Genomic DNA, 20,362 nt, shown 5'->3' with positions numbered 1-20,362 from the left:
GAAATGGCACCCCTGCTCGAGGTCGACTCCCTGGCCGTCACCCTGCCCGGCCCCACCGGGCCGCTGCCGATCCTGCACGACGTGTCGTTCACCGTCGACGAGGGCGAGATGGTCGGCATCGCCGGGGAGAGCGGGTGCGGCAAGAGCCTCACCGCGCAGACCCTGCTCGGGCTGCTGCCCGCCGGCGCCAAGGTCACCGGATCGGCCCGGTTCGCCGGCACCGAACTGCTCGGCCTGGACACGAAGCGCTGGCAGAAGGTACGCGGCGCCGGCATCGCGATGGTCTTCCAGGACCCCACGGCGGCGCTGCACCCGATGCTCACGATCGGCCGGCAGCTCACCGAACACATGCAGGTCCACCTGGGCCTGGACCGGCGGGCGGCCGACCGGCGGGCGGTGGAACTGCTCGAGCAGGTCCGCATCCCCGACCCGCAGCGGGCGGTGCGGGCGTACCCGCACCAGTTCTCCGGCGGCATGCGGCAGCGGGCGGCCATCGCGATCGCCCTCGCCGCCCGCCCCCGCCTGCTGATCGCCGACGAGCCCACCACCGCGCTCGACGTGACGGTGCAGGCCGGCATCCTGGCGCTGCTGGACCAGTTGCGCGCCGAGACCGGGCTGGCCGTCGCGTTCATCACCCACGACCTCGGGGTGCTCAGCGCGCTCACCACCCGCGGGTACGTCTTCTACGCCGGGCGGGTGGTGGAGACCGGTCCCACCGGGGCGCTGCTCACCGCGCCGCGGCACCCGTACACGGCGGCGCTGCTCGGCGCCCGCCCGCACGGCACCCAGGCCGTCGGCACGCTGCGCCCCATCCCGGGCGGGCCGCCGGCGCCGGGGCAGGCGCCGCCCGGGTGCCCGTTCCAGCCCCGGTGCGGGTACGCCGAGCCGTCCTGCGGCAGCGCGCCGCCCCCGCTCGCCCCCGCCGGCGCCGACCGGTCGGTGGCCTGCGTGGTCCGTCCGCACCTGGAGGTGGCGGCATGAACGAGCCCGTCGGCTCGGGCAACCTGCTCGAGATCAGCGACGTCGAGGTCGAGTACAAGGCGCGCGGCCGGGGGCCGGTGCGGGCCGTGGCCGGGGTGAGCCTCGAGGTGGCGCCCGGCCAGATCGTCGGCCTGGTCGGCGAGTCCGGCTGCGGCAAGTCGTCGCTGGCCCGGGTGGCGGTCGGGCTGGCCGCGCCGAGCGCCGGGGCGATCCGGTTCGCCGGCCGCCCGGTCACCCCGCTCGGCTGGCGGCGCCGGCCGGAGCCGCAGGTCGGGCTCCAGATGGTCTTCCAGAACCCGTACGCGTCGCTGAACCCCCGGCGCACCATCGGCGCCCAGCTCCTCGACGGGGTGCCGGACACGGTGACCGGCGCCGCCCGCCGGGCGAGGGTCGCCGACCTGCTGGACCGGGTCGGCATGCCGGCCGGGGCCGCGGAGCGGTACCCGCACCAGTTCTCCGGCGGTCAGCGGCAGCGGCTCGCCATCGCGCGGGCGCTCGCGCCGGAGCCCCGGATGATCATCGCGGACGAGCCGGTCACCGCGCTGGACGCCTCGTCCCAGGCGCAGGTGGTCAACCTGCTCGTCGGGCTGGTCCGGGACCTGGACATGGGCATGCTGTTCATCTCGCACGACCTGTCCCTGGTGCACGAGATCGCCGACGTCACGGCGGTGATGTACCTGGGCCGGATCGTGGAGACCGCGCCCACCCGTCAGCTGTGGCGCTCGCCCCGGCACCCATACAGCCAGGCGTTGATCGACGCGGTGCCGCAGATCGGCCCGCACCCGCAGCTGCCCAGGACGCTCGCCGGGGAGGTGCCCGACCCGGCGCACGCGCCGACCGGGTGCCGGTTCCGGCCGCGCTGCCCGCACGCGTTCGCGCCGTGCGGCGAGCAGCCGCCCACGCTCGACCTCGGCGGCCGCAGCGCCGCCTGCTGGCTCAACGACCCGACGGTGGCGCCAACCACCGCGCCCGCCGCGTAGAGGACTCCGCATGCACATCCCCACCGAACAGGTCCTGGTCAACCTCGCGCTCTACGACGGCGTGCGGGACGACCTCCAGCGCGACCAGGGCATCTGGGTCGGCGCCGACGGCACGATCCGCGCGGTCGGCCCGGTCGACGACGTCCTCGCCGAGGCCGGCGGCGCCCGGGTGGTCGACCTGCACGGCGACCACGTCATGCCCGGCCTGACCAACATGCACGTGCACCTCTCGCTCGGCCTGCCCGGCCACTTCGGCGACGAGGTGCACCGCTCGAACCTCGCCGAGCTGGTGCTGCTGATGGCCGACTCGGCGCGGCGGACCCTGCACTCCGGGGTCACCACCGCCCGGCTCGTCGGCGAGAGCCGGTACGCCGACTTCGCCCTGCGCAAGGGCATCGAGCGCGGCGCGGTGGACGGCCCACGGATCTTCACCGCCGGGCACGCCCTCTGCTGCACCGGGGGGCACGGCTGGGAGGCCGACGCCCTGGAGGCCGACGGGGCGGACGGGTTCCGCCGGCTCACCCGGCAGCAGATCCGGGCCGGCGCCGACCTGATCAAGGTGTGCATCTCCGGCGGCATCGCCGGCGAGTTCGAGTCGATCGACACCCCGCAGCTGCTCGACGACGAGCTGGCGGCGGTGATCCGGGTGGCGCACGACTGGGGCCGCAAGGTCACCGCGCACGCCGGCCCCGCCGAGTCGGTGCGCCGCGCCGTGGAACTCGGGCTGGACTGCGTCGAGCACGGCTACGAGCTGACCGACGAGGTGACCCGGCTGATGGCCGACCGGGGTGTCTGGTACGTCCCGACCATCGTGGTCAGCCGCTGCGAGCAGTTCTTCCGCGACGCCGGGGTGCCGGGCTGGCTGATGGACCGCGCCCTGGGCGCCGGGCCCCGGCACTGGGAGAGCCTCCAGCACGCCATCCGCAACGGGGTGCCGATCGCACTGGGCAGCGACATGCCGCCGCACGCCGGCTACGACGAGACGACCGCGACCGTGCGTGAGCTGGAGTTCATGGTGGACGCCGGGATGCCCGTCGCCGACGCGCTGAAGTCCGCCACCATCCGCCCCGCGCAGTGGCTGGGCCAGGCCGACACGCTCGGCAGCGTCGAGGTGGGCAAGCACGCCGACCTGCTGGTCCTGCGCGACGATCCCACCCGGTCGGTGTCCGCGCTGCGCACCCTGCACGCGGTGCTCAAGGGCGGCGTCGGATACCGCGACGACCACGGCCGCCTGGGCTTCGCCCGATGACGACCATCACCGAGGTCGCCGACGGGTACCTCGACGCGCTCGCCGAGCTGGACCCGGAGGCCGCCGAGGCGGCGGGTCGTACCCCCGGATCGCACTTCGCGGACCTCTCCCCCGACGGCTTCGCGGCCCGCGCGGAGCTGGCCCGTGGCACCGCCACGGCGGCGGCCGGCGCCGACGCCGACGGCACGGCGCAGCGGGCCCTCGCGGGCGCGCTGCGCGACCGGCTGGCCAGCGAGGTCGACCTGTACGACGCGGGCTTCACCACCCGGCTGCTCGCCCCGCTGGCGACGCCGGTGCACCTCGTCCGGCAGGTGTTCGACAACCTGCCGCGCGCCACCGACGAGGACTGGGCGGTCGTCGCCGCGCACCTGCGCCGGGTGCCCGCGGCGCTCGGCCAGTACGCCGAGACGCTGCGCTGGTCGGCGCAGCGGGGACACCTGGTGGCCCGCCGGCAGGTGCTGGCGGTCGCCGACCAGTGCACCGCCTGGGTCACCGCCGACGACTTCTACGGCCGGCTGGTGGCCGGCCACCCGGGCGGGCCGCTCGCCGGGGAGCTGGCTGCCGGGGCGCGGTCGGCCGCCGCCGCGACGGCGGACTTCGCCGCGTTCCTGCGCACCGAGCTGGCGCCCCGGGCCACCGACGTCGACGGCGTCGGCCGCGACCTGTACGCCGTCACCGCGCGCAGCTTCCTCGGGACGACCGTCGACCTGGACGAGCTGTACGCGTACGGCTGGGCGGAGCTGGCCCGCACCGCCGCCGAGCAGCGGGCGGTCGCCGCCGAGCTGGGCCACCTCGACGTGGCGTCGGCGCGGGCCGCGCTGGACGCCGACCCCGCCGGCCGGGTGCCGGTCGGGCCCGACCTGGAGCGGTGGCTGCGCGAGCGCACCGAACAGCTCACCGACGCCCTCGACGGACCGCACTTCGACATCCCGGCCGCCACCCGCCACGTGGTGTGCCGGCTCAGCCCCGCCGCCTCCGGCGTCATGTACTACACCCCGCCCGACGCCGGGCTGACGCGGCCGGGCGGAATCTGGTGGTCGACGCCCCCCGGCGAGTCGACGGTGCCGGTGTGGCGGCACGTCGGGACGCTCTGCCACGAGGGGCTGCCCGGGCACCACCTCCAGCACGCGATCACCCTCACCACCGCCGAGCTGCACCCGTGGCAGCGGTCGCTGTGCCAGGTGCACGGGTACGCCGAGGGCTGGGCGCACTACGCCGAACGCCTCGCCGACGAACTCGGCCTCTACGCCGGTCCCGCCGAGCGGCTCGGGATGCTCGACGGGCAGATGTGGCGCGCGGCCCGGGTGGTCATCGACCTCGGCCTGCACCTGGACGTGCCGATCCCGCCCGGGAACGGCGTCACCGACGCGCGCCGGTGGACCCCCGAGCTGGCCGTGGACTTCCTGGTCCGCGTCGCCGGGCTGGACCCGGCGACCGCGCGGTTCGAGGTCGACCGCTACCTGGGCTGGCCGGCGCAGGCGTTGGCCTTCAAGGTCGGGGCGCGGCTCTGGCAGCAGGCCCGCCGGGAGGTCGAACGGCGCGAGGGCGCGGGATTCGACCGCAAGCGGTTCCACCACCGCGCCCTGCGGCTCGGCCCGATGGGGCTGGATCCGCTGCGCGCCCGCCTCGCCGAACTCTCCTGATCCACCGTCACCCCCGTCACCCCCGTCCGCCCCGACCGGAAGCGAGCCCCGATGACCGTTGACGATCTCACCGCCGCCATCACCGACATGTACCGGTCGTTGGGCGACCGGTCGGCGTTCGACGCCCGCCTGCACCCCGAACTGACGATCTGGGAGTCCGACGCGCCCGAGCTGCTGGACGGGCTGGCCGCCCTGGACGACCTGCGGGACCGCCGGGCGGCGGACCGGGGCTCGGCCGCGCCCCCCACCTCGGTCGCGCCCGAGCAGTTCCGGGTCGAGTCGTGGGACGACACCGGCCTGGTCCGCTACGTCCTGCGGGCCCGGTACGCGGGCGGGCAGCCGGACGACTGTTTCCGGGTGACCGACGTGCTGCGCCGCGACGAGCGGGGCTGGCGCATCGTGCACCACCACGCGGAGGCGGTCCGATGAGCGCCGAGGAACCGGTCACCGACCTCTACGACCTGCGGGTCGTGGTGGAGCGGATCGAGGGCCGGTCCGTCTGCGGCCTACGGCCGGGTGACTACATCGACCTGACCGAGTCGAACCGGCTCAGCATCCCGACGGGCAAGCACTTCTGCCTCTACGCCCTCGCCGCGTGCCTGCCGCTGCTGCCGGCCAAGCAGCGGCCGCTGCCGCCGGAGGACTGGCTGGCCCGGGACAGTCACGTGGCCTGCCCGGACCCGGACGAGCGGGTCATCATGCGCATCGAACGGACCGCCCGGCGGCAGATTCCCACTGGAGACCTGACGTGAGCACCGACGACGGACGCCGACTCGTCGGCATCGGACTTCAGTCCGACAAGAGCGCCGACGAGTACGCGGCACTGGCCGAACTCGCCGAACGGCACGGCTTCGACGTGCTGTCGGTCTTCGGCGACCTGATGTACCAGCCGCCGATCTTCCCGCTGCTGGTGGCCGCCCGGCACACCCGGCGGATCCGGCTCGGGTCGGCCTGCCTGAACCCGTTCACCATGCACCCGGTGGAGATCGCCGGGCAGGTCGCTGCCCTGGATCTGGCGTCGAACGGGCGGGCCTACCTCGGGCTGGCCCGGGGCACCTGGCTCGACCAGATCGGGGTGCCGCAGGCCCGGCCGCTGCGCCGGATCACCGAGACGGTCGACGTGGTGCGGCTGCTGCTCTCCCGCGACGAGGGCGGCTTCGCGGGCCGGGAGTTCACCGTGGCGCCCGGCACGGCGCTGCGCTACGCCCCGGTCCGCGCCGACGTGCCCGTCCTGGTGGGGACGTGGGGTCAGCAGACCGCCCGGACGGCTGCCGCCTTCGCCTCGGAGATCAAGGTCGGCGGGTCGGCCAACCCGGCGATGGCCAAGACGATGCGCGCCTGGCTGGACGAGGCCACGCCCGCCGGCCGGGACCAGGTGGGTGTGGTGATCGGTGCGGTCACCGTGGTGGACGAGGACGGCGCCCTGGCCCGCCGGGTGGCCCGCACCGAGGTCGCCATGTACCTCGCCGTGGTCGCTGCCCTCGACCCCAACGTGGACATCGACCCGGAGCTGCTGGCGCGGATCCAGCAGCACGTCGCCCGCCAGGAGCACGATCTCGCCGGCGCGCTGATCGGTGGGGACCTGCTCGACCTGTTCGCCTTCTCCGGCACGCCCGAACATGTCGCGGCGCAGGCCGCGGCGGTGTTCGACGCCGGGGCCACCCGGGTGGAGTTCGGCACCCCGCACGGGCTGACCCCGGCCGGTGGCGTCGACCTGCTCGGCCGCCGGGTGCTGCCGCTGCTCAGGGAGTGACGCCCCGGTGGGGGCGGGCCGGAAGGGGTTCACGACCCGCCCCCATCTGACAAATTTCCACGCCCGGTCGTGTTCTTTCATTCTTGGGTCTCGCTCTTGCATTGTGGAGTCGCCTACTGCACCATGGCCATCGATACCTTTCCGCTACCGGAAGGAAGACGGCCATGGCGGTGTCCCGTCGCAGACTCATCGGATCCCTCGCCGCCGGTTCGGCGCTCGCCGCCGTCTCACCCACCGACCTGGTCTCCGCCCTGCGCGGCACGGCGTACGCGGCCAGCCCGCCGGGCGACGTCGTCGGCAAGGTCTCGGTCGGCTACCAGGGCTGGTTCAGCTGCCCCGGTGACGGCGCGCCCATCGGCGGCTGGTGGCACTGGAGCCGCGACCGGTTCCAGTCGCCCTCCCCGGCCAACACCACGATCGTCTCCTGGCCCGACATGCGGGAGTACGCCCGCGGCTACACCACCGCGTACCCGCCGCTCGGCAACGGCCAGCCGGCGCAGCTCTTCTCCTCCTACGACCAGCAGACCGTCGACACCCACTTCCGCTGGATGCAGGAGCACGGCTGCGACACCGCCGCCCTGCAACGGTTCAACCCGTTCGGCGACGAGGGGCCGACCCGCGACGCCATGACGGTCAAGGTCCGTGGCGCGGCGGAACGCCACGGCCGCAAGTTCTACGTCATGTACGACGTCACCGGCTGGACGGCGATGCAGTCCCAGATCAAGCAGGACTGGCTCGACCGGATGTCCGCGCACACCGCCTCACCGGCGTACGCGCGGCAGAACGGCCGGCCGGTGGTCTGCGTCTGGGGCTTCGGTTTCAACGACGACGGCCGCCCGTTCGCGCCGGCCGCCTGCCTCGACGTCGTCAACTGGTTCAAGGCCCAGGGCTGCTACGTCATCGGCGGCGTGCCGACCTACTGGCGGCAGGGCGTCAACGACTCCCGGCCGGGCTTCTCCGAGGTCTACCACGCGTTCCACATGCTCTCGCCGTGGATGGTCGGCCGCACCGGCACCCTCGACGGGCTCGACTGGTTCCACACCAACGTCAACGTCCCCGACCTGGCCGACTGCGCGGCGCACGGCATCGACTACCAGCCCTGCGTGATGCCCGGCGACCTGTCGGCCGGGCACCGCCGCCACGGCGACTTCTACTGGCGGCACCTCTACAACATGACCCGGCTGGGCGCGCAGGGCCTCTACGTCTCCATGTTCGACGAGTACAACGAGGGCAACCAGATCGCCAAGACCAGCGAGACGCAGGCGACGACGCCGGCCGGGGCGGGCATCCGGGCGCTGGACGAGGACGGCACCGTTTGCTCCGCCGACTACTACCTGCGGATCACCGCCGACGGCGGCCGGATGTTCAAGGGGCAGCTCGCCCTGACCCCCGTACGACCGACGCCGCCCGTCCTCGGCGGCGGCCCACAGCCCGGGGGCGACCTGGCCGCCGGCCGGCCGGCGTCGGCGAGCAGCCAGAACGGCGCGTTCGCCGCCGGCAACGCCGTCGACGCCGACCCGAACAGCTACTGGGAGTCCGCCAACGGCGCCTTCCCCCAGTGGTGGCGGGTCGACCTGGGCGCGAGCCACCCGGTGGCCCGGGTCGTCCTTGCCGTGCCCGCCGGCTGGGAGGCGCGCACCCAGACGGTGACGGTGCAGGGCAGCACCGACGGCACGAATTTCACGACGCTCACCGGGCCGGTCGGGGTCCGGTTCGACCCGGCGACCGGCAACACCGCGACCCTCACCGTGCCGTCCACCGCCGCCCGCCACGTCCGGGTCACCGTCGCGGGCAACACCGCCTGGCCGGCGGCCCAACTCGCTCAGGTCAAGGTGTACGCGGCGACCGGCACGCCCACCACGCCCACCACGCCGGGCGGCCTCACGGTGACCGGCCGGACCTCGACCAGCGTGTCGCTGGCCTGGACGGCGTCGACCGACCCCGACGGCATCACCGGCTACCAGGTGCGCCGCGACGGGCAGACCGTCGCGTCCGTCCCGGGCACCTCCGCCACCGTCGGCGGGCTGACGCCCCAGACCACGTACACCTTCACGGTCGTCGCGGTGGACGGCGCCGGCACGCTGTCGGCGCCCTCCGCCGCCGTGTCGGCGACCACCGCGCCGGCGCCCGGGGCCGACCTCGCCCGGGGCAGGTCGGTGACGGAGAGCAGCCACGTGCAGGCCTACGGCTGTGCCAACACCGTCGACGGCGACGCGGACACCTACTGGGAGAGCGCCGGCAACGCCTTCCCGCAGTGGGTGCGGGTGGACCTCGGCGCGATCGTCCCCGTCGGACAGGTCGTGCTCCGGCTCCCGCCCGCCGCCGCCTGGCAACGACGCACCCAGACCCTCTCCGTCGAGGTGAGCCCGGACGGCACCGCGTGGAGCACACCCGTCGCCCCGGCCGGCCGGGTCTTCGATCCGGCCACCGGCAACCGGGTGACGATCGCCGTCCCGGCGGCGCCCGGCCGGTACGTGCGGATCCGCGTCACCGGCAACACCGGCTGGCCCGCGGCGCAGCTGTCCCAGCTTGAGGTGTACGCCGCGTAGCGGCGGTCACTGCCGGCCGCGCGGCCGGACCCGTCCCACCACGAGAAGAGTCACGCCATGCCCCTGAGCAGATCTGCGCTGCCCGGACCGTCGTCGCGGCGACGGCCCCGGGCGGCGGTCGCCGCCACCGTCGCGCTCGCGACCGCCCTCGGCGTCCTGGCCGGCGCGCCCGGCCCGGCCACCGCCACCCCGCCCGCCGGCACCGCACCGGTGGTGACCAGGGCCGGCCTCGACCAGCACCTGGTCGCGGGGCGCGGCGCCGACGTCGACTTCGTCGAGCAGGAGGCGGAGAACGCGACCACGGACGGCGAGGTCATCGGCCCCGACCGCACCGCCTACACGCTGCCCGCCGAGGCCTCCGGCCGCCGCGCCGTCCGGCTGACCCCCGGCCGGTACGTCGAGTTCGTCCTGCCCCGCGCGGCCAACGCGATCACCGTGCGCTACAGCATCCCCGACGCCCCGCAGGGCGGCGGCATCACCGCCCCGCTGGACGTGGCGGTCAACGACCGGCGGGTCCGGACGATGACCCTCACCTCGCAGTACGCCTGGCTCTACAACCAGTACCCGTTCTCCAACGACCCGACCGCCGGCCTGCTGCACCCGGACTGGTGGATCACCGAGTGCTCGTGCGTGCCGGCGGCCACCACCCCGTACCCGAGCATCCCCACCCCGTTCCGCCCCAGCCACTTCTACGACGAGCAGCGGCTGCTGCTCGGCCGGACGTACCGGGCGGGCGACCGGATCCGGCTCACCGCCCCGGCCGGCAGCAACGCGGCGTGGACGGTGATCGACCTGCTCGACTCCGAACTCGTCGGCCCGCCGCGCGTCCGGCTGCGCGCCGCGAACGTGCTGGCCTTCGGCGCCGACCCGACCGGCCGCCGCGACTCCGCCGCCGCCCTGGAGCGGGCCATCGCCTTCGCCCGGCGGGCGGACGTACCGGTCTACCTGCCACCCGGCACGTACCAGGTCAACCGGCACATCATCGTCGACGACGTGACGATCGAGGGCGCCGGCAGCTGGTACACGATCATCAAGGGACGCGAGGTCGCCCTGCCCACGCCCGCGCCGGACGGCTCGGTGCACACCGGCGTCGGCTTCTACGGCAGGAGCGCCGCCGACGGCGGCAGCCGCAACGTGCACCTCTCCGGCTTCGCCATCGAGGGCGACGTGCGCGAGCGCATCGACACCGACCAGGTCAACGCGATCGGCGGCGCGATGAGCGACTCCACCATCGACGGGCTGCACCTGCGCCACACGAAGGTGGGCATCTGGTTCGACGGGCCGATGAGCAACGTGCGGGTCACCAACACGATCATCGTCGACCAGATCGCGGACGGGCTCAACTTCCACACCGGCGTCACCGACTCGCTGGTCGCCCACACCTTCGTCCGCAACAGCGGCGACGACGGGCTCGCGATGTGGTCGGAGAAGGTCGGCAACGCCCGCAACCGCTTCGACCACAACACCGTGCAGTCCCCGGTGCTGGCCAACGGCATCGCCCTCTACGGCGGCACCGACCTCACCGTGTCGCACAACCTCGTCGCCGACCCGGTGCGGGAGGGCAGCGCGATCCAGGTCGGCTCCCGCTTCGGCGCGCAGCCCTTCACCGGGCGGCTGCTGATCACCGGCAACACCACCGCCCGCGCCGGCACGTACGAGCTGAACTGGAAGATCGGGCTGGGAGCCATCTGGTTCTACGCGCTGGACCGGGACATCGACGCGCGGATCGAGGTGATCGGGGACAGCTACCTCGACAACACGTACAACGCCATCATGCTGGTCAGCGACTGGCCCGTGAAGGACCTCCACTCCATCACCGGCGTCCGGTTCCAGGACATCCGGGTCGACGGCACGGGCACCTCCGTGCTGAGCGCCCGGGCGGCGGGGTCGGCCTCGTTGCGCAACGTCGACGCCCGCAACGTCGGCGCCGTCGGCGTCAACAACTGCGGGTCGTTCAACTTCCCGGCGACCGGCTCGGAGTTCGCCCTCACCGACCTGGGCGGCAACGACGGCGGTTGGCTGGCCCCGTGGCAGCTGCCGAACACCATCACCTGCGACGACCGGCCGCCGGTCGTGCCGCCACCGCCACCGTCGGCCTGGTGAGCCCCTCGCGGTGGGCGGTGGACTCCGCCGCCCACCGCACCGGCCAGTCCTGTCCGGCGGGTGCCCAGCGCCAGGTCGGAGGGGCGATCGTAGGCTCGGCCGACTCCGCCGCGCCACCGCCAGCCGCCGCCGTACCGGGACACCCCGGCACGGCGGCGGCTTTCTCGTGCCCCGCCCGACGGGAACCGTCGGCCCAACCCCGCACCCACCCGCCGGCCGTATGACGGGTCAGCCGTTCACCACGATTGACGAATATCGACCAAATGTGCTAACAAACCGCCTTGTGAATGTCGCCGAAAATGGCGGAAACCCTCCCCTTTCCGAAAACGGACACGGTGTGCGACAGGCGCGTGACACATTGCCTTTCGTCGTTGCATAATGGCCGCCGCACGCGCTGTCGCACCGTCGGTTTCCGATGCGGCGACGCCGACCGAAGGGGACACAATTCCGTGAAGCGGGACCACTCACCTGTGCTGCCTGGCGACGGCGCCACGGACTATGCGCGCTACATGCGGCTGGACGCGCTGCTCGACCTGCAACGGCGTCCGGAGGAGATGCTCCACCGCGACGAGTTGCTCTTCCAGGTGGTGCACCAGTCCACCGAGTTGTGGCTGAAACTCGCCGCCGCCGAGCTGGCCGAGGCGGTCACCCGGCTGCGCGCCGGCGAGCTGGCGGTGACCGAGTCGCTGCTGGCCCGGGCGACGCTCGGAATCCAGCTGGTCACCGACCAGCTGGAGATGTTCCGGCACCTGTCCCCGGCCGACTTCCAGGCCATGCAACCGGCGCTGGGCAAGGGATCCGGCGCGGAGTCGCCCGGCTGGCGGCAGGTCCAGGCCACGAGCCGACAGCTCGGCCGGGCATTCGCCGAGCAGCTGGAGGCCCAGGGAATCGACCCGGCCACACTGGGCCGGCCGGATCCGGCGAACCCCGTCCAGCGGCTCGCCGAGGCGCTCGTCGAGTGGGACGAGCGGGTGTCGCTGTGGCGGACGCGGCACTACCAGATCGCCCTGCGCGTCGGGGGCCACGCCCCGGACGGCGCCGAGGCGACGATGCTCGCCAAGCTCGTCGGGTACCGGTTCTTCCCCGAACTGTGGCGGGCCCGCCTGAAGCCCACCGACGAATCCGGTAACGAATCACAGGTCGGTCGTCCCTGACAATCGTCGTCCACCAGAAATTGTCAATCCCTCCCCACCTGTCTGCGTGGCGACCGAAATGTCGAGGTACGGTTCGTGCGTGAACTGACGAGTTGGCTGTCCGGTGCCGGTGAGCCCGACAGTTTCCCATACTCCGCCGTGCTGGCGGAGTTTCACCGGGTCGGCAAACACTTCGTCGAGAAGGAACTGCTGGCCCTGCTCGACCAGGCCCGTGCGCAGTCGACGGTGCCGGCGGCCGCGCGGGATGCCCACGCCCGGTTGCTGGGTGACTTCCTCGACGCCGCGCTCGACAAGTGGGACGGCCGGTACGACTACCGCAGTTACCTGGCGCTGCGGCTGCTTCGGCTGCCCTGCGGGGACGACGTCGACGACGGGCCGGCCGCCGACCCGGTCGGTGCCCGGCGGGACCGGGACCGGCTCCTCGTCCGCCTGGTCGCCGACGCGCTGGCCTTCGAGCTGACCGCCGCCTCCGGCGCCACCGACCTGCTGCCCGAGCGGCGCCCGAGCCGGGACGTGGTGGCCAAGCGCTACCGGCTCGGCGTACGGGCCGCGTCCCCCGCTCTCGTCCGGCTGGGCCTGGCCGGCACGGTCCCCCACCGGGAGGCGGTGGCGACCCCGGACGAGCTGCGGGCCCTCGCCGCCGACCCGGATCCCACCGGGGAGCTGGTGCTGCGGCTGAGCATGCTGCCGGTCCACGTGACACACGACGAGTACCTGTTCATCCGGGTGCTCCAGGCGTACGAGTGCCTCTTCGCGGGAATCGCCGACGAGCTGCGCGCCACCGTCGCCGCCCTGACCGCCGGCCACGCAGGACCGGCGGTCGAGCGGCTGGCGTACGCCCGCGAGCAGCTCACCGCCGCCGGACCGCTGTTCTCGCTGCTGGCCACCATGCAGGCGGAGGCGTTCCGGACCTTCCGGGAGTTCACCGAGGGGGCGAGCGCCATCCAGTCGCGCTCCTACAAGCTGGTGGAGTCGCTGTGCCGTACCCCGGAGGGGTCGCGGTTGGACTCGGCCGCCTACCACCAGGTGCCGGAGGTCCGCGACCGGGTGCACGCCGGGCGGCCGTCGGTCGACGACGCGTTCCGGGCCGCCGTACGCGACGGACTGCTCGCCGCGCCCGGCGGCGAGCGGGTCGAGGAGGAGATGCGGTCGTTCGCCGCTGCGGTCGTCCAGTGGCGGCGTACGCACCACCGGCTGGCGACCCGGATGCTCGGCCCCCGCCCCGGCACCGGCTACACGGAGGGCACGCCCTACCTGGCCGCCGTCCGGTCCATCCCGGTCTTCACCTCCGTCGCCGACGACTCCCGATCCCCGTCCCCGACCGCACCGACCGGAGGCAGCCCCGAGTGAGCCCGCCCGAACCGCACCCCGACGCGCACCTGCCCGAGTGCCTCGACGCCACCGCGCACGCCGCCCTGCGCGCCGAGTTCCCCCTGCTCCAGAGCGCCGTCTATCTCAACAACAACTCCACCGGCGCGGTGCCCAGAGGGGCGGAACACGTCCTCACCGGCTACTGGGAGACGCTGCGGAGCTGGCGCGACGAGGTCTGGCAGGGCTGGCACGTCGGCCTCGACCGGTACGCCGACTCGGTCGCCGCCCTCATCGGCGCGCCGGCGGGCAGCGTCGTCACGGACGCGAACCTCAGCACGCTGCTCGCCCGGGTCGCGTCCTGTTTCGACTACCGCCCGCCGCGCGACCGGATCGTCACCACCGACCTCGAGTACCCGACCGTGCCGTTCATCTGGAACGCGTTCCGCCGCTACGGCGCCCGACTCGACGTGGTCGGCTCGGGCGGCCCGCGGTTCGACGAGGACGCCCTCGAGGCGCGCGTCGACGAACGCACGCTGCTGGTGTGCGTCCCGCACGCCAGCTTCTCCTCCGGCGCCACCATCGACCTGCACCGGCTGGTGCGGCGCGCCCACGACGTCGGCGCCCTGGTGGTGGTCGACGCCTTCCAGAGCGTCGGGGTGATGCCGCTGGACGTGACGGCGCTCGGCGTCGACGTGGTCCTCGGCGGCGCGCACAAGTGGCTGTGCGGGGTCGGCACCGCCTTCCTCTACGTCCGCCCGGGCCTGGTCCCGGAGCTGGAACCGGCGGCGACCGGCTGGCAGGCCGGCGACCGGGCGTTCACGTTCCAGCCGTCGACCGGCTGGGCCGACGGGGCCCGGCGGTTCGCCGGCGGCACCCCGTTCCCCCTCACCTCGCTGGTCTCCCAGGTCGGCCTGGACCTGCTGGCCGGGGTGGGCGTCGACGCGATCCGCCGGCACTCGCTCGCCTGCACCCAACGGGTCCTGGACCGGGCCGCGGCGGCCGGCATCGACGTGGTCAGCCCGACGGACCCGCACCGGCGCGGCGGCGTCGTCTGCCTGGACGTCGCCGACGGCGAGGCCGTCAAGCGGCGGCTGGTCGCGCGCGACATGGTCTGCAGCTGGCGGGGCCACCTGCGGGTCGGCCCGCACGTCTACAACACCCTCGACGAGATCGACACGTTCATGGACGCCCTGGAAGAGGAGCTGAAACGGTGAAGGTCACGCTGTCCCCCCGGGCGCTGATGAGTCTGCTCGCCAACGGGCCCAAGGCCATGGACGTGCTGGAGACCGCGCTCGGCATGGGACTGCTCGACGCGCTGGAGCCCGGGCCGGCGAGCCTCGGCGAGCTGGCCGCCCGGTTCGGCGTACGGCCCCTGCGGCTCTACAAGTTCCTCGACTGCCTGGAGAGCCTCGGCGTCGTCGAGCGCAGTGAGCCAGGCGACGACATCACGACGGCCACGTACCGCGCGGTGCCCGGCCTCCGGGACGCCGTCACGGCGGTCGTCGGCCCCGGCGCCGTCGAACGCGACCGGGACCGCTACCCCTGGCGGCGGCTGCACGGACGGCTGGCCGAGAGCCTGCGGGGCGAGGTGAGCATGAGCGACGACGACTTCGCCTGGCCCCCGAAGACCGACGAGCAGACCGCCGACTTCGAGCGCAGCATGGCCGTCGGTCTCGGCCCGGTGATCGAGACGGTGCACCGCAACGCCGACCGGCTGTGGCCGGACCGGCGTCGCCTGCTGGACGTCGGCGGGGGCGACGGCACGCTCGCCGCGCACGTCCTCGACGACGCCCCGGGGCTGCGGGCCGACGTGTACAACCTGCCGGCCGTGGCGCCGCTGGTGGCGGCCACCGCGGCCCGCGGGGGGCATGCCGACCGGCTGGGTTTCGTCGGCGGCGACTTCTTCGCCGAGCCGCTGCCCACGGGCTACGACGCCATGGCGTTCGTCCGGGTGCTGCACGACTGGCCGAACGACGTCGCCCGCCGGCTGGTCGAGAAGGCGTACGCGGCCCTCGAACCGGGCGGGCTGCTGGTGATCTGCGAGGAGTTCCGCACCCCGGACCGGCTGGCGATGCAGTTCTTCTGGAGCTACTTCCTCATCGGGGTCGACAGCTGCGTCAGCCGGCTGCGGGAGGTCGAGTTCTACACCGGCCTGCTCAAGGAGGTCGGCTTCGACCGGGTGGCCGTGCTGCCCGGCGGCTGGGAGCTGGTCTGCGCGTACAAGCCGGTGGCCGGGGTGTGATCCGCCGGGCCGGCGTGGCGGGGCCGCTTCCCCGCCACGCCGGCTCGGCGGCGTTTGACCGCCGGGGCCGGGGGAAGACCGTGCGCCCAGGGCCGATTCCGGAGGAGCGACGATGGCGGACGCAGGACGGGCCAGGAAGGCCACCGGGGCGCGCAAGGCCCCGATGAAGCGGGCGGCGGCGGCGAAGAAGGTGGCGACGGCCACGAAGCGGGCCACCGGGGCGACCGCGGCCAGGTCCCCGGGCGGGAAGCCCACCCCGACGACCGCCCGCGCGGCCCGGAAGAAGGACACCTCGGCCACGGCGGCCCCGGCCCGCGCCCGCAAGGCGCCCGCCACCGCCGCGCCCGCGAAGAAGGCGCCCGCGAAGAAGGCGGCGAAGGCCGCGGCGACCCGCGCCGGCGCGGCCTCGAAGGCCCCGGCCCGCAAGGCGACGACCATGGAGTCGTTCGGCACCCGACGGGCGCCCCGGACGAGCGCCGGCTGAGCCGGCACCACGACGCGCGGCGGGGTCCGGACGCCGGCGGCGCCGGGGCGTCGGCCAGAATGGGCCGGTGGCGAAGCGATCCCGCCGGCGGGCGGCCGACGACCGTGACCGGCCCTGCCCCTGCGGCGCCGGCCAGCCGTACGCCGGATGTTGCGGGCGGCTGCACCGGGGCGAGGCGGACGCGGCGACCGCCGAGGCGCTGATGCGCTCGCGGTACAGCGCCTTCGCCGTCGGCGACACCGCGTACCTGCTGCGCAGCTGGCACTCCTCGACCCGGCCGGGCGCCCTCGACCTCGACCCCGGCCAGCGCTGGACGGGCCTGGAGATCGTCGACACCGACCGGGGCGGGCTGTTCGACGCCACCGGCACCGTCGAGTTCCGGGCCCACCACCGCGCCGGCGGCCAGCCGGGTACGCAGAGCGAGCGCAGCCGGTTCGTCCGCGAGGACGGCCGTTGGGTCTACCTCGACGCGCTGCCTGACTGACGCCCGGTCGCGGCGCCTGGGCACCGCGACCGGGACGCGCTCAGCCGTTGGCGGCGACGCCGTGCGTCAGGCCGAGCCGGTCGACCGCCGCCGAGACGAGTTCGTCAGGCGTCAGCGACAGGTCGAGCACCAGCACCGACTCGTCGGGGTGGTGCTGTTCCAGGGTGGCCAGCTGCGACTCCAGCAGGCTCGGCGGCATGAAGTGCCCGGCACGCCGGGCCATCCGCTCCCGGATCACCTCGGCGGCGCCGTCCAGGTGGACGAACTCGACGCTCGGCGGCCCCTGCCGCAGCGTGTCGCGGTAGGACCGCCGCAGCGCCGAGCAGGCCAGCACCGTCGACACGCCCTCGGCGGCGCGGGCGGCCATCCAGCCCGCCAGCTCGCGCAGCCAGGGCAGTCGGGCGGCGTCGTCCAGCGGCACGCCGGCGCGCATCTGCGCCACGTGCTCCGGCGTGTGGAACTCGTCGGCCTCGGCGAAGACCAGTCCGGTACGGGCGGCGATGCCCCGGGCCACGGTCGTCTTGCCGGCGCCGGACACCCCCATCACGACCACGTGCCGCGTCGGGGACGCGCCCTCACCAGTCATGGACGGTGCCGTCCTGGAGCCGGTTGAACGGCAGGTACGCCGGCACGTACGGGAACTTCGCGGCGGCCTCCTCGTCCAGTTCGACGCCGAGCCCGGGCTGCTCCCCCGGGTGCAGGTAGCCGTCGATGAAGGTGAACGACTGCCGGAACACCTCGTTGGTGAGCGCCCCGTGCCGCATGTACTCCTGGATGCCGAAGTTGTGGATGGCCAGGTCCAGGTGCAGGGCGGCGGCCATGCCGACGGGCGAGATGTCGGTCGGGCCGTGGATGCCGGACTTGATCTGGTACTGGGCGGCGAAGTCGAGCAGCTTGCGCATGGCCGTGATGCCGCCGGTGTGGGTGACGGCGGAGCGGACGTAGTCGATGAGCTGCTCGCGGATGAGCGTCTGGTAGTCCCAGACGGTGTTGAAGACCTCGCCGATCGCCAGCGGCGTGGTGGTGTGCTGGCGGACCAGCCGCAGCGCCTCCTGGTTCTCCGCCGGGGTGCAGTCCTCCAGCCAGAACAGGTCGTACGGCTCGAGGGCCTTGCCCAGCTTGGCGGCCTGGATGGGGGTCATCCGGTGGTGGCCGTCGTGCAGCAGCGGCAGCTCCGGGCCGAACTCGTTGCGGACCGCCTCGAACACGCCGGGCAGGTGGCGCAGGTAGGAGCGGGTGTCCCAGTCCTCCTCGGCCGGCAGCGGGATGCGCTGGGCCGGCTCGTAGTCGTACCGCTTGCCGTCGGCGCTGGGCTGGGCGGCGACCCCGTACACGGCGTTGATGCCCGGCACCGAGGTCTGCACCCGGATCGAGCGGTAGCCCTCGTCGAGGTGCCGGCGGATCGAGTCGAACAGCTCCGGCAGGTCCCGGCCGGAGGCGTGGCCGTAGGCCATGATCCCGGTGCGCGACGCCCCGCCCAGCAGTTGGTACAGCGGCATGCCGGCGGCCTTGGCCTTGATGTCCCACAGGGCCACGTCGACCGCCGCGATGGCGGCCATGGTGACCGGCCCGCGACGCCAGTACGCCGAGCGGTAGAGGAACTGCCAGGCGTCCTCGATGCGGTGCGCGTCCCGGCCGATCAGCAGCGGGACGACGTGGTCGCGCAGGTACGAGGCGACCGAGAGTTCCCGTCCGTTGAGGGTGCCGTCGCCCAGGCCGGTGACGCCGTCCTCCGTGGTGATCTTCAGGGTGACGAAGTTGCGGTCGGGGCTGGAGACGATGACGTCAGCGGCGACGATCTTCACGGGGTGCCTTTCTTCTTCGGGGTGCTCGGTGGTCAGCGGAGGACGTCGCCGGCCTCGTGGCCGTCGAGGAGGGACAGTTCGGCGCGGCGCGGCAGCCCTTCCCAGTCGCCGGGGCTGGAGACCGCGAAGGCGCCGAGGGTGGCCGCGCGGCGCAGCCGACCGGCCAGGTCGAGCCCGTCGAACCAGCCGGACAGGTAGCCTGCGGTGAACGCGTCCCCGGCGCCGACGGCATCGACGGCGGTCACGGTCAGCGCCTCGGCCTGCCGGACCCCGTCGCGGGTGTGCGCGCGGGCGCCGTCGGAGCCCAGCTTGACCAGGACCGTGTCCACGCCGCGGCGCAGCAGGTCCGCCACGACGGTGGACTCGTCGGCCCCGGGGTCGCCGACGAGGTCCAGCTCGTCGGCGGAGGCGACGACGGTCGAGGCGTACCCGGCCAGCGGGGTGAGCACCTCGCGGGCGGTGTCGCGCGACCAGAGGCGTTCGCGGTGGTTGACGTCGAGGCAGACCGGGATGCCGGCGGCGACGGCTGCCTCGGCCGCCCACCGGGTGGCCGCGCGGGCGGTGTCGGACAGCGCCGGGGTGATGCCGCTCAGGTGCAGCATCCGCGCGCCGGCGGCCAGCGGCGCCCGCAGGTCGTCGACGCCGAGGGCGGAGCCGGCCGATCCGGCCCGGTGGTACTGCACCCGGGTCAGGTCGGCGGTGCGCCGCTCCAGGAACATCAGGCCGGTCGGCCGGTCCGGGTCGCGGGTCACGCCGTCGACGGCGACGCCCTCGGCGCGCAGCTGGCGCAGCACGTACTCACCGAACTCGTCGGCGCCGACCCGGCCGACCCACGCGGCCCGGTGGCCCAGCCGGGCCACCGCGACGGCCACGTTGGACTCGGCGCCGGCCAGGTGCATGGTCAGCGGCCCTCCGGCGGCGAGCGGGCCGGCCGAGCGCAGCGACACCAGAGCCTCGCCGACGGTGAGCAGGTCGGGTGCGGTCATGACTGCGTCGACTCCCGCACGGCGGCGAGGTAGCTACTCGCCCGCGCCCGCAGGGCGTCCAGGTCGCCGCCGGAGGCGGCGTCGCCGACCAGGGGGCCGCCGAGGCCGACCGCGATCGCGCCGGCCCGGAAGTAGCCGGGCACGTCGTCGCGGCCGACGCCGCCGACCGCGACGAACGGGATGTCCGGGAAGGGGTCGCGCACCGCCCTGAGGTACGCCGGGCCGCCGACCGACGCCGGGAAGAGCTTGACCGCCGACGCCCCCATCCGCACCGCGGTGTAGGCCTCGGTCGGGGTGAGCGCCCCGGCGGCCACCGGGAGGCCGCGGCGCGCCGCCTCGGCGATCGACTCGACCACGGCCGGCGTCACCACGAACTGCGCGCCGGCGGCGGCCACGTCGGCGACGTCGGCGGTGGTGAGCACCGTGCCGGCCCCGACCAGCGACCCGGCGGGGGCCGCCGCGCGCAGCGCCTCGATCGCCCCGAGGGCGTCCGGCGTGGTCAGGGCCACCTCGACGACGCGTACGCCCTCCTGGAGCAGCGCGGTGCCGGCGGCGATCGCGGCGGCGGTGTCGGTGCCGCGGATGATCGCGAGGATGCGCGCCGCGGTCAGTTCGGCGGTCAGGTTGACGGTCATGTG

19 protein-coding genes are annotated in these 20,362 nt (G+C 74.2%); 15 read left to right on the top strand and 4 right to left on the bottom strand.

What is annotated here, in order from left to right; genetic code table 11:
• Positions 1-3 precede the first annotated feature (3 nt).
• The 15 genes from ACLQ20_RS13980 (at position 4) to ACLQ20_RS13910 (ending at position 16,933) form a co-directional block, all read left to right on the top strand.
• Positions 4-981 carry an ABC transporter ATP-binding protein gene (locus ACLQ20_RS13980; RefSeq protein WP_327028434.1) on the top strand — a complete coding sequence of 326 codons (978 nt, stop codon included), beginning with the start codon at positions 4-6 and terminating at the stop codon, positions 979-981.
• On the top strand, positions 978-1,961 hold the full coding sequence (locus ACLQ20_RS13975; protein WP_151453654.1) for an ABC transporter ATP-binding protein: 984 nt from the start codon (positions 978-980) through the stop codon (positions 1,959-1,961). Before ACLQ20_RS13980 ends, ACLQ20_RS13975 begins: the two co-directional genes overlap by 4 nt.
• 10 nt (positions 1,962-1,971) lie before the next feature.
• Positions 1,972-3,210: an amidohydrolase family protein gene (locus ACLQ20_RS13970; protein ID WP_425855830.1), complete on the top strand. Its 1,239-nt coding sequence runs from the start codon at positions 1,972-1,974 to the stop codon at positions 3,208-3,210.
• Positions 3,207-4,853: a DUF885 domain-containing protein gene (locus ACLQ20_RS13965; RefSeq protein WP_425855829.1), complete on the top strand. Its 1,647-nt coding sequence runs from the start codon at positions 3,207-3,209 to the stop codon at positions 4,851-4,853. The genes ACLQ20_RS13970 and ACLQ20_RS13965 overlap by 4 nt, the downstream gene beginning before the upstream one ends.
• 51 nt (positions 4,854-4,904) lie before the next feature.
• Positions 4,905-5,282 carry a nuclear transport factor 2 family protein gene (locus ACLQ20_RS13960; protein ID WP_425855828.1) on the top strand — a complete coding sequence of 126 codons (378 nt, stop codon included), beginning with the start codon at positions 4,905-4,907 and terminating at the stop codon, positions 5,280-5,282.
• On the top strand, positions 5,279-5,605 hold the full coding sequence (locus tag ACLQ20_RS13955) for a TIGR04076 family protein (RefSeq protein ID WP_151453650.1): 327 nt from the start codon (positions 5,279-5,281) through the stop codon (positions 5,603-5,605). The genes ACLQ20_RS13960 and ACLQ20_RS13955 overlap by 4 nt, the downstream gene beginning before the upstream one ends.
• Positions 5,602-6,606: an LLM class flavin-dependent oxidoreductase gene (locus ACLQ20_RS13950; protein WP_151453649.1), complete on the top strand. Its 1,005-nt coding sequence runs from the start codon at positions 5,602-5,604 to the stop codon at positions 6,604-6,606. Before ACLQ20_RS13955 ends, ACLQ20_RS13950 begins: the two co-directional genes overlap by 4 nt.
• Positions 6,607-6,770: 164 nt before the next feature.
• Entirely contained in the window at positions 6,771-9,155 is a 2,385-nt protein-coding gene (locus ACLQ20_RS13945) for a discoidin domain-containing protein (RefSeq protein ID WP_425855826.1), read from the top strand.
• Between the two features lie 57 nt (positions 9,156-9,212).
• A complete protein-coding gene (locus ACLQ20_RS13940) occupies positions 9,213-11,258 on the top strand; it encodes a glycosyl hydrolase family 28-related protein (RefSeq protein WP_425855824.1) in 2,046 nt (681 codons plus the stop codon).
• A 449-nt stretch (positions 11,259-11,707) separates the two neighbouring features.
• Positions 11,708-12,412, top strand: a complete 705-nt coding sequence (locus ACLQ20_RS13935) for a tryptophan 2,3-dioxygenase family protein (protein WP_425855822.1) — start codon at positions 11,708-11,710, stop codon at positions 12,410-12,412.
• A 75-nt stretch (positions 12,413-12,487) separates the two neighbouring features.
• Complete coding sequence (locus ACLQ20_RS13930) at positions 12,488-13,762, top strand: tryptophan 2,3-dioxygenase family protein (RefSeq protein WP_425855819.1); 1,275 nt, start codon at positions 12,488-12,490, stop codon at positions 13,760-13,762.
• A complete protein-coding gene (locus ACLQ20_RS13925) occupies positions 13,759-14,937 on the top strand; it encodes an aminotransferase class V-fold PLP-dependent enzyme (RefSeq protein ID WP_425855817.1) in 1,179 nt (392 codons plus the stop codon). Before ACLQ20_RS13930 ends, ACLQ20_RS13925 begins: the two co-directional genes overlap by 4 nt.
• On the top strand, positions 14,934-15,965 hold the full coding sequence (locus ACLQ20_RS13920) for a methyltransferase (protein WP_358118308.1): 1,032 nt from the start codon (positions 14,934-14,936) through the stop codon (positions 15,963-15,965). Before ACLQ20_RS13925 ends, ACLQ20_RS13920 begins: the two co-directional genes overlap by 4 nt.
• A gap of 112 nt (positions 15,966-16,077) precedes the next feature.
• On the top strand, positions 16,078-16,449 hold the full coding sequence (locus tag ACLQ20_RS13915) for a hypothetical protein (protein ID WP_327028443.1): 372 nt from the start codon (positions 16,078-16,080) through the stop codon (positions 16,447-16,449).
• A gap of 67 nt (positions 16,450-16,516) precedes the next feature.
• Positions 16,517-16,933 carry a YchJ family protein gene (locus tag ACLQ20_RS13910; RefSeq protein ID WP_327028444.1) on the top strand — a complete coding sequence of 139 codons (417 nt, stop codon included), beginning with the start codon at positions 16,517-16,519 and terminating at the stop codon, positions 16,931-16,933.
• 40 nt (positions 16,934-16,973) lie between these two features.
• Here ACLQ20_RS13910 and ACLQ20_RS13905 read toward each other — a convergent pair whose 3' ends face one another.
• From ACLQ20_RS13905 to ACLQ20_RS13890, 4 genes are read right to left on the bottom strand one after another with little or no spacing between them, the layout of a single operon-like run.
• The gene (locus ACLQ20_RS13905; protein WP_151453640.1) at positions 16,974-17,519 is read right to left on the bottom strand and encodes a gluconokinase; all 546 of its coding nucleotides are present in this window, start codon (positions 17,517-17,519) and stop codon (positions 16,974-16,976) included.
• Positions 17,509-18,774, bottom strand: coding sequence for a D-mannonate dehydratase ManD (gene manD / locus ACLQ20_RS13900; RefSeq protein WP_425855934.1), 1,266 nt, complete (start codon positions 18,772-18,774; stop codon positions 17,509-17,511). Before manD ends, ACLQ20_RS13905 begins: the two co-directional genes overlap by 11 nt.
• Positions 18,771-19,724, bottom strand: coding sequence for a sugar kinase (locus ACLQ20_RS13895; protein ID WP_151453639.1), 954 nt, complete (start codon positions 19,722-19,724; stop codon positions 18,771-18,773). Before ACLQ20_RS13895 ends, manD begins: the two co-directional genes overlap by 4 nt.
• Complete coding sequence (locus ACLQ20_RS13890) at positions 19,721-20,359, bottom strand: bifunctional 4-hydroxy-2-oxoglutarate aldolase/2-dehydro-3-deoxy-phosphogluconate aldolase (RefSeq protein ID WP_425855815.1); 639 nt, start codon at positions 20,357-20,359, stop codon at positions 19,721-19,723. The genes ACLQ20_RS13895 and ACLQ20_RS13890 overlap by 4 nt, the downstream gene beginning before the upstream one ends.
• Positions 20,360-20,362: the final 3 nt, after the last annotated feature.

The sequence above is a fragment of the Micromonospora sp. DT46 genome, assembly GCF_049841735.1.
GTDB classification, from domain to species: Bacteria; Actinomycetota; Actinomycetes; order Mycobacteriales; family Micromonosporaceae; genus Micromonospora; species Micromonospora reichwaldensis.
Note: the sequence above shows the minus strand (reverse complement) of the source record. Positions and strands in the feature narration are given on the sequence as shown.

Excerpts from the sequence above, each read along its gene's own strand:
- ACLQ20_RS13980 (WP_327028434.1), top strand. The coding sequence starts at position 4 with ATGGCACCCCTGCTCGAGGTCGACTCCCTGGCCGTCACCCTGCCCGGC.
- ACLQ20_RS13975 (WP_151453654.1), top strand. The coding sequence starts at position 978 with ATGAACGAGCCCGTCGGCTCGGGCAACCTGCTCGAGATCAGCGACGTC.
- ACLQ20_RS13970 (WP_425855830.1), top strand. The coding sequence starts at position 1,972 with ATGCACATCCCCACCGAACAGGTCCTGGTCAACCTCGCGCTCTACGAC.
- ACLQ20_RS13965 (WP_425855829.1), top strand. The coding sequence starts at position 3,207 with ATGACGACCATCACCGAGGTCGCCGACGGGTACCTCGACGCGCTCGCC.
- ACLQ20_RS13960 (WP_425855828.1), top strand. The coding sequence starts at position 4,905 with ATGACCGTTGACGATCTCACCGCCGCCATCACCGACATGTACCGGTCG.
- ACLQ20_RS13955 (WP_151453650.1), top strand. The coding sequence starts at position 5,279 with ATGAGCGCCGAGGAACCGGTCACCGACCTCTACGACCTGCGGGTCGTG.
- ACLQ20_RS13945 (WP_425855826.1), top strand. The coding sequence starts at position 6,771 with ATGGCGGTGTCCCGTCGCAGACTCATCGGATCCCTCGCCGCCGGTTCG.
- ACLQ20_RS13940 (WP_425855824.1), top strand. The coding sequence starts at position 9,213 with ATGCCCCTGAGCAGATCTGCGCTGCCCGGACCGTCGTCGCGGCGACGG.
- ACLQ20_RS13915 (WP_327028443.1), top strand. The coding sequence starts at position 16,078 with ATGGCGGACGCAGGACGGGCCAGGAAGGCCACCGGGGCGCGCAAGGCC.
- ACLQ20_RS13905 (WP_151453640.1), bottom strand. The coding sequence starts at position 17,519 with ATGACTGGTGAGGGCGCGTCCCCGACGCGGCACGTGGTCGTGATGGGG.
- ACLQ20_RS13895 (WP_151453639.1), bottom strand. The coding sequence starts at position 19,724 with ATGACCGCACCCGACCTGCTCACCGTCGGCGAGGCTCTGGTGTCGCTG.
- ACLQ20_RS13890 (WP_425855815.1), bottom strand. The coding sequence starts at position 20,359 with ATGACCGTCAACCTGACCGCCGAACTGACCGCGGCGCGCATCCTCGCG.